Annotated in this window: 1 pseudogene; it reads right to left on the bottom strand. The window is 64.2% G+C overall.

Annotated features, from left to right (window positions below):
- Window positions 1–750 (bottom strand): annotated as a pseudogene (locus G8O29_RS18165) (transposase); the annotation flags it as partial.
- Between the last annotated feature and the right edge of the window lie 156 nt (window positions 751–906).

Here is a 906-nt window from a genome sequence, read left to right as displayed (position 1 = left end):
GCGGGTGTCGAAGGCGCCGTCGGCGGTGACGCTGGCGATCTCTTGCTCCGGCGGGATCTGGTCGAGCAGGTCGGGCAGCATCGGGGCGTCGCCGACATCGCTCGTGGTGAACTCGGCCGCCCGGATTTCCAGTGTTCGTCGGGGAAACGGTCCACTGGACCGTTTCCTGATCCTCCTCACTCTCGTCGATCCCGATGTGGATCTTGCGCCAGTCGAGCCATGGTTTCGCCACCGGTTCGAGAAACCGTGGCGAGGGGCGTTTGGTGCCCCCGTGCTTGCGGGCATTCCATTCCCCCTCGCCCTCGACCTTGATCCCGGTGCTGTCCACCAGCAGGTGCAGCGGACCGTCCGAGCCGCGATAAGGAATGTTGACCTTCAGGGTCTTCTGCCGTCTCGACAGCGTACTGAAGTCGGGCACGGCCCAGTCCAGGCCGATCAGGCGCGAGCCGGGCTCTCGACGAACCCTGTGATTTGGCGGAGCGCCATGCCGAACCGTCTCGGGGCTTCGCCCGTTCAGAGCTGAAAACAGTCCACTGGACTGTTTTCCGGGCGCCCTTCACCCTTCATCGTCAGGCAGGTCTGGATGGCGGCGTCGCTGTCGTCGGGTTGCCGCCCGCGCTTGCCGGTCGGCGCGGCGTCCCAGGTCATCGCGGGATCGAACCAGATCGTCAGCGAACCACGGCGCTTCAGCGCTTCGTTATAGGCGGGCCAGTTCCTGGTCTTGTAGGTCGGGGGTGTCGGTCTGCTCATACACCCCAGCTATCACGCTGGATTCACGAGATGAATCCCCTCAGGAGATTTGTGCAACATGTGTAACCGCCCCTTGCGCAAGAGGGAACTTCGGGCCTGATCCCGGCGCGTCATCGGGTGCTGACATGTGTCCGGCCTCAGATGCGGCGTCACACA

Source organism: Rhodobacter calidifons (genome assembly GCF_011174775.1).
In the GTDB taxonomy this organism is placed as follows: Bacteria; Pseudomonadota; Alphaproteobacteria; order Rhodobacterales; family Rhodobacteraceae; genus Tabrizicola; species Tabrizicola calidifons.
The sequence above is the reverse complement of the archived record's forward strand: the minus strand, read 5'-3'. Positions and strand labels throughout refer to the sequence as shown.